This window comes from Microbacterium sp. BH-3-3-3 (assembly GCF_007679045.1).
Taxonomy (GTDB): Bacteria; Actinomycetota; Actinomycetes; order Actinomycetales; family Microbacteriaceae; genus Microbacterium; species Microbacterium algihabitans.
This window is the reverse complement of record NZ_VEFS01000001.1, coordinates 1,213,267-1,220,150: the sequence shown is the minus strand read 5'-3', so window position 1 is coordinate 1,220,150 and position 6,884 is coordinate 1,213,267. Positions and strand designations below refer to the sequence as shown.

General features: G+C 70.7%; 7 protein-coding genes. 3 read left to right on the top strand and 4 right to left on the bottom strand.

What is annotated here, in order from left to right:
- Positions 1-43: 43 nt before the first annotated feature.
- The 4 genes from hpxO to FS769_RS05670 form a co-directional block, all read right to left on the bottom strand.
- Positions 44-1,228, bottom strand: coding sequence for an FAD-dependent urate hydroxylase HpxO (gene hpxO, locus FS769_RS05685; protein WP_144830517.1), 1,185 nt, complete (start codon positions 1,226-1,228; stop codon positions 44-46).
- 8 nt (positions 1,229-1,236) lie between these two features.
- Positions 1,237-1,557: a hydroxyisourate hydrolase gene (gene uraH / locus FS769_RS05680; protein ID WP_144830514.1), complete on the bottom strand. Its 321-nt coding sequence runs from the start codon at positions 1,555-1,557 to the stop codon at positions 1,237-1,239.
- On the bottom strand, positions 1,554-2,081 hold the full coding sequence (gene uraD / locus FS769_RS05675) for a 2-oxo-4-hydroxy-4-carboxy-5-ureidoimidazoline decarboxylase (RefSeq protein WP_144830511.1): 528 nt from the start codon (positions 2,079-2,081) through the stop codon (positions 1,554-1,556). Before uraD ends, uraH begins: the two co-directional genes overlap by 4 nt.
- 169 nt (positions 2,082-2,250) lie before the next feature.
- Positions 2,251-2,862 carry a helix-turn-helix domain-containing protein gene (locus FS769_RS05670; RefSeq protein WP_144830508.1) on the bottom strand — a complete coding sequence of 204 codons (612 nt, stop codon included), beginning with the start codon at positions 2,860-2,862 and terminating at the stop codon, positions 2,251-2,253.
- A gap of 159 nt (positions 2,863-3,021) precedes the next feature.
- Between FS769_RS05670 and FS769_RS05665 the strand changes: the two genes are divergently transcribed.
- From FS769_RS05665 to allB, 3 genes are read left to right on the top strand one after another with little or no spacing between them, the layout of a single operon-like run.
- Positions 3,022-4,665, top strand: coding sequence for an NCS1 family nucleobase:cation symporter-1 (locus FS769_RS05665; RefSeq protein ID WP_260979700.1), 1,644 nt, complete (start codon positions 3,022-3,024; stop codon positions 4,663-4,665).
- Positions 4,662-5,498: an aspartate/glutamate racemase family protein gene (locus FS769_RS05660; RefSeq protein WP_144830505.1), complete on the top strand. Its 837-nt coding sequence runs from the start codon at positions 4,662-4,664 to the stop codon at positions 5,496-5,498. Before FS769_RS05665 ends, FS769_RS05660 begins: the two co-directional genes overlap by 4 nt.
- Positions 5,499-5,549: 51 nt before the next feature.
- A complete protein-coding gene (gene allB, locus FS769_RS05655; protein ID WP_186325434.1) occupies positions 5,550-6,884 on the top strand; it encodes an allantoinase AllB in 1,335 nt (444 codons plus the stop codon).

Here is a 6,884-nt window from a genome sequence, read left to right as displayed (position 1 = left end):
CACCGGAGTTGTGTACCGCCCACGCGGCGCGTGACGGCCGCCCTCAGCCCAGGACGCTGGCTCCGAGCTCGACCGGGCTGCCGTCGATGTTGCCCACGATGCCGCGGATGACGCCGGTGCCGTCTTCGCGGCGCAGGCCGTCGTACCAGGCCTGGGTCGTGTCCACGTCGAACGCGTGCGTTTCGTGCGCGCGTTTGCGGGCGCGCAGCACCAGGTCGCCCGCACGCTCGGTGCGGATGCGCTCGTAGCGCTTCAGCGAGTCCTCGACGCCGAGAGTCGAGGTCGCGAAGACGATGCCGAGGGCGAAGCTGTCTTCGAGTGCCGAGCAGGCGCCCTGGCCGATGTCGGGGGCGGTGTTGTGCGCGGCGTCGCCGAGGATCGCCACGCGCCCGCGCACCCAGGTGTCGAACGGGTCGATGTCCCAGATCTCGACGCGGTTGAGCGACTCGTCGGGGTCGATGCCGTCGAGCAGAGCGCGCACGCCGGGGGCGCCCCACGAGCCGAACGCGTGCTCAAGGGCGGCCATGCGGTCTTCGGTGACACCCGAGGGCCCGGGCACGTCGACGAAGAAATAGAAGCGGTCGCCGGCGACGGGCATGACGGCGCAGCGCTTGCCGTCGCCGACGTAGGTGGTCCACTGATCCAGCGGGCCGATGCGCGGGTCGGCCGCGACGAGACCGTTGTAGTTGACGTACCCGGAGTACCGACGCTCGGGACGGATGCCGGCGGGCTCGGTCACGTAATCGCGCGCGATCGAGCGGGCGCCGTCGGCGCCGATGAGAAGGTCAGCGGTGTCGATGGAGCCGTCGGCGAAGGTCGCGGTGACGACCCCGTCTGCCTCGGAGACCCCGGTCAGCTGGCGGCCGAGCCGGATGTTCTCGGCGCCCACGGCATCCATCATCAACTGCTGCAGATCGGCGCGCGCCACGGGGTAGGGGCGCTGCCCGGTCTGCGCGGTCACGGGGGCGAGGCTGAAGCGGCACATCTCGTCGCCGGTGTGGCCGTCGTAGTAGGCCATGTCGTCCATGCGGCCGCCGAGGGCTGCCACCTGGGCGCCGAGGCCGAGCCAGTTGAGCACCTTCACGCCGTTGGACCACAGCGACAGCGCCGCACCGACGGGGCGGTTCTCGCGCATGCGGTCGTATACGACGACCTCGTGTCCGAGCTTCTGCAGGGCCAGGGCGGCGGAGGTGCCGCCGACGCCGGCGCCGATGACGATGACCTTCATGTCGCTCCTCAGCTGCCGCGGTAGGTCGAATAGGCGAACGGGCTCAGCAGAAGGGGCACGTGCAGGTGCGCCTCACCGCCGACGGTGACGGTCACGACGACCTCCGGGTGAAACGAGGGAACACCGCGGGCGCGGAAGTACGCGCCGGTGGCGAAGGTGAGGGTGTAGTCGCCGTCGGCCAGGAGGTCGGGGCCGAGGCTCGCCCGCCCGTCGGCGTCGGTGGTGGCGGTGTCGACCGTCGCGCCGCCACGGTGGGCGAGCGTGAGGGTGACGCCGGCGGCGGGAATCCCCGCGGTGGCGTCGAGCACGTGACTCGTCAGGTGCGTCATTCGGCGGCCTCCGGTTCGGCGAGAGCGTCGTCGGCGAAGGTGGTGCGCAGGCGCAGCAGCGCGATCTCGGCGAGCTGGCGGGTCGCCTCGATCGTCTCGGCGTCGGGGTCGTTCGACAGGCGTCGTTCGAGCTCCGCGCGCATCTCGCCGGGCGTGCGCCCCGCCGCGCGGATGAGGAAGACGCGGCCGAACCGCTCCTCGTAGGCGGCGTTGCCGGCCGCGATCGCCGCCACGTCGTCATCGGCGGCGGAGGCCATCGACCCCTGCTCGCGCCGCGACGCGGTCGCTTCAGCGCCGTCGCCCGCGACCTTCGCGCCGATGCGCGGGTGGGCGTGCAGGGCCGCCTCGAGGTCCTGCGGTGACCAGGTCGAAGCGAGGTCACCGGCGTAGGCGGCGAGGGCGTCGACGTCGGCGTAGGGGCGACCGCCGACGACGGCGTCGACCCAGCCGGGGATGTCGGCCCACACGCGGACCACCGCCGTGGCATCCGCCTCGTCGAGGGCATGGAAGTGGTGCAGGTGCATGCAGGTCACGCTAGGCCGACCGCGTTACGGCGCTGTGGCGGGATGTGTCGGCGATGTTGCTGTGGGGAACATTCCGGCCGCCGTCCACAGGTTTGGGGCGAGATCCGTCCTTTGGGGCGTGCGATTCGCGCCCCGAACGGCGGAATCCGCCCCAACCCGGGCCGCCGCGTCAGGCGTGCACGATCAACCAGTGCGCCACGGCGTCGGCCTCGCCCGTGTTGTGCAGGCGGTGCGGGACCGAGCAGGGGTAGCTGATGGCGTCGCCCGAACGCAGGATCACCCGCTCGGCCTCGAAGTCGATGGTGAGCTCGCCCGCGACGACGGTGCCGACCTCGTAGCCCTCGTGGTGGAACAGACCGTCGGCTCCGTGGGCCGAGGCTCCGGGCGGGTAGATCGATTCGAAGTAGTCGACCCCGGGCGAGGTGCCGGGGGTGAGCCGGCGGAACGACACCCCGCTGTCGAGCACGATGTCGGGCGACTGCCCGGCGCGCTGCAGCGTGAAGCCCGAGGGCCCGACGGGTTCGATCGGACGGTCGGATGCCGCGTCGAAGGCCGCCACGAGCGGAACGCCCAGTGCGTCGGTGATGGCGATCAGGCGCGAGACGCTCGGCTGCATCACTCCGCGTTCGATCTGCGACACGGCGCTGGGGGAGATGCCGAGTGACTTCGCGAGCGCCCGCGCCGAGATGCCGCGCGCCTGCCGCAGGTCGCGGATCCGTGCCCCGACGCCCGCCGAATCCGGCTCGACGGCGGTGGCTTCGGCGAGGGGCGGCTGCGACATGTCCCGAGTCTAGGGAGGCGAAAAGCGTGAAGGAGCGACTTCACACGCTCGTTACACGAGCGAAACCAGCCGGGCAGTGTGAACCCATAACTTCACATCAGAGCTCCACTCCGGCCGCGGACTCCACGTCGTGGCATCCATCGTCCTGAGAGGAATGACATGACTTCCACCCCGCTCACCGGTCTCCACGATCTCGTGGAGGCCGCCGGCCACCCCCACGGGGGCGGCAACATGAAGCCGCACTACGATGACCGTCTCGCCAACGAAGACCTGGCTCCCCTGCGCAAGCAGAGGTGGTCGAGCTACAACATCTTCGCCTTCTGGATGAGCGACGTGCACTCCGTCGGCGGCTACGTCACGGCCGGCTCGCTCTTCGCCCTCGGCCTGCAGTCGTGGCAGGTGCTCGTGGCGCTGATCGCCGGCATCGTCATCGTGCAGGTCTTCGCCAACATGGTCGCCAAGCCCAGCCAGAAGACGGGTGTGCCCTTCCCGGTCATCAACCGCGTGGTCTTCGGCATCCGGGGTGCGAACATCCCCGCGATCATCCGCGGGCTCATCGCGATCGCCTGGTACGGGGTGCAGACCTTCCTCGCGGCCGAATCGCTGAACATCGTGTTCCTCAAGTTCATCCCGGGTTCCGCGGCCCTGCTCGACGTGTCGTTCGCCGGGCTGTCGGCGCTCGGCTGGATCTCGTACGCGATCCTGTGGACCGCGCAGTTCCTCCTCTTCTGGAACGGCATGGAGGTCATCCGCCGCTTCATCGACTGGGCCGGTCCCGCGGTCTACCTCGTCATGATCGTGCTCGCTGTGTACCTCGTGTCTCAGGCCGGCATCCAGAACATCTCCTTCACCCTGTCGACGGTGCAGCTCGACTTCTGGGCCTCGATCCCGGTGATGTTCGCCGCGATCGCCCTGGTCGTGTCGTACTTCTCGGGCCCGATGCTGAACTTCGGCGACTTCGCCCGCTACGGCAAGAGCTTCGCCGCGGTGAAGAAGGGCAACTTCTGGGGACTGCCGATCAACTTCGTCTTCTTCTCGCTGCTCACCGTCATCACCGCCTCGGCCACGGTCCCCGTGTTCGGATCCCTCATCACCGACCCGATCAAGACGGTCGAGCAGATCGACACGCCCTTCGCGATCCTGCTGGGCGGGCTCACCTTCGTCACGGCCACCGTCGGCATCAACATCGTCGCGAACTTCATCTCGCCCGCGTTCGACTTCTCCAACGTCGCCCCGAAGAAGATCTCGTGGCGCGCGGGCGGCATGATCGCCGCGGTCGGCTCGACCTTCCTCATGCCCTGGAACTGGTACTCCAACAGCGACGCGATCCACTACTCGCTGGGCGTGCTGGGTGCGCTGATCGGGCCCCTGTTCGGCATCCTGATCGCCGGCTACTACTTCGCCGCGCGCCAGCGGGTGAAGGTCGACGCGATGTTCACGATGGACCCCGCCGGGCCCTACTGGTACCGCAACGGCTTCAACCCCAACGCGGTCAAGGCCGTCATCGCCGCGGGCGTGCCCACGGTGGCCATCGCGATCTTCCCGAAGCTCTTCGCCGACCTGGGGCTGTTCGACGTGTCGTGGGTGAGCGACTACAGCTGGTTCATCGGCTGCGGTCTCGGCTTCGTGCTCTTCCTGCTCTTCGAGCGCCTCGACCCTCGGGTTCCGACCTTCGACGGCGAGACCGACGGCATCTCCGACGGCACGGTCGATCAGGCGGCCGAGGCGCCGGACGGAGAGGCCGTGCCGGTGCTCGCGAACACGGCTCCGGATGCCGCAACCCCGCGCGAGACGCTCGCGTGAGGATCCTGCTCGTCAACCCCAACACCTCCCGGGCGATGACCGCGAAGATCGCGGACGCCGCCCGGGGGGTGGCGGGACCCGATGTCGACATCGACGCCGTCTGCCCGCAGGTCGGGGCGGCCGCCATCGAGAGCCACGTCGACGAGATCGCCGCGGCCGCCGCCGTGGTCGAGCTCATCGCGGCCGACCGCGACGGCCCCGACCCCGCGGACGCCTACGTCATTGCGTGCTTCGGCGACCCGGGGCTCGATGCGGCCCGCGAACTGGTCGAGGTGCCCGTGCTGGGCATCGCCGAGGCGGCGATGCACCTGGCCGCGGTGTCGGGGCGGCACTTCGGGGTGGTCACGACGCTCAGCCGCACGCTCGGGCGCGCGCACGACCTCGTCTCCCGGTACGGCATGGAGCGGGCGTGCGTCTCGCTGGCCGCGACCGGCATCCCGGTCCTGGACCTCGAAGACACGGCATCCGCCGCCGTTTCCACCATCGCCGAACTGAGCGCGGATGCCGCGGCCTCCGGCGCCGACGTCATCGTGCTCGGCTGCGCCGGCATGGCCGACCTGTGCGCCGAGCTGACCGCACGCGTGGGGGTGCCGGTCGTCGACGGGGTCGCGGCTGCGGTGGGCATGGCAGCCGGGATGGTGCGCATGGGCCTGGGCACGAGCAAGCGCGATGAGTACGCGCGGCCGCCGCGCGAGTTCGCGGGCGCGGCCGGGGCCGGTCAGCTCGGGTTCGGGGCGGATTCTGTCGTTCGGGGCGGAAAATCTGCGCCCCGAACGCCGGGATCCGCCCCGAACCGCGACGACGTGACTCGCGGCGCCGAGGTGTTCGCATGAATGTTGATGACGGTTACATTCGCGAAACGCGAGGCCCTTAGCGTGAGCGGCATGAGCACACGGATCGCTGCCCGCCGGGTCTATCTCGACGGTGCGTTCACCCCCGCCACCGTCGTGATCGACGACGGACTCGTCGCGAGCATCGAGTCGTTCGACGTCTCCGCCGACACGGTCCTGCCCGCCGACGCCGTGCTGCTGCCGGGCCTCGTCGACTCGCACGTGCACCTCGACGAACCCGGGCGCACCGAGTGGGAGGGCTTCGCGACCGGAACCGCGGCGGCCGCGGCCGGAGGCGTGACCACGGTCGTCGACATGCCGCTGAACAGCTCGCCGGTGACCACCACGATCGAGGCGCTGCAGCTCAAGCGCGCCGCCGCCCGCGGCAAGCTCGCCGTCGACGTCGCGTACTGGGGCGGCGCCGTGCCCGAGAACCTCGGTTCGCTGCGGGCGATGGCGGATGCCGGGGTCGTGGGCTTCAAGTGCTTCCTGTCACCGAGCGGCATCGACGAGTTCGGTCACCTCGACCCCGAGCAGCTCGAGCGGTGTCTCGCCGAGCTCGCGGAGTTCGACGGGCTGCTCATCGTGCACGCGGAAGACCCGGCGCACCTCCACGCCGACGGAGCGCTGGGCCCGCACTACGCCGACTTCGAGGCGAGTCGCCCTCCGCTGAGCGAGCGCGCCGCGATCCAGCGCGTGATCGACGCCGCGCGGCGCACCGGGGCGCGTGCCCACATCGTGCACGTCTCCGACGGCGGGTCGCTCGACGCCGTGCGCGCCGCCAAGGCCGAGGGCGTGCGCCTGACGATCGAGACGTGTCCCCACTACCTCACCCTCGATGCCGCGGCCGTGCCCGACGGTGCCGGGGCGTTCAAGTGCTGCCCTCCGATCCGCGGCGGCGATAACCCCGACCTGCTGTGGGCGGGCGTGGTCGACGGAACGATCGACGCGATCGTCAGCGATCACTCCCCGGCCACCGTCGCCCTCAAGGACAACCCCGACTTCGGGCTGGCCTGGGGCGGCATCGCGGGACTCCAGACGGGGCTGTCGGCGGTGCACTCCACCGCCCGGGCGCGAGGACTCGCCTTCGAGACGCTGCTGCCCCTGATGACCACCGGCCCCGCGCGCATCGCCGGGCTCGAGGGGCTCGGTGTGATCGAGGTGGGGGCTCCCGCGCACCTCGTGGCTTTCGCCCCCGACGAGCAGTTCACGGTGGATGCCGCGGCGCTGGAGTACCGCAACCCCGTGTCGCCGTGGCACGGGCAGACGCTCACCGGCGTGGTGCGCGAGACCTGGTTGCGGGGGGCTTCGGTCTACCGGCGCGGCGCCGCGGTCACCGAGCGCGAGGGCCGCGAGCTGCTGCGGGCGGCAGCGGTGGTGGAGGCGTGA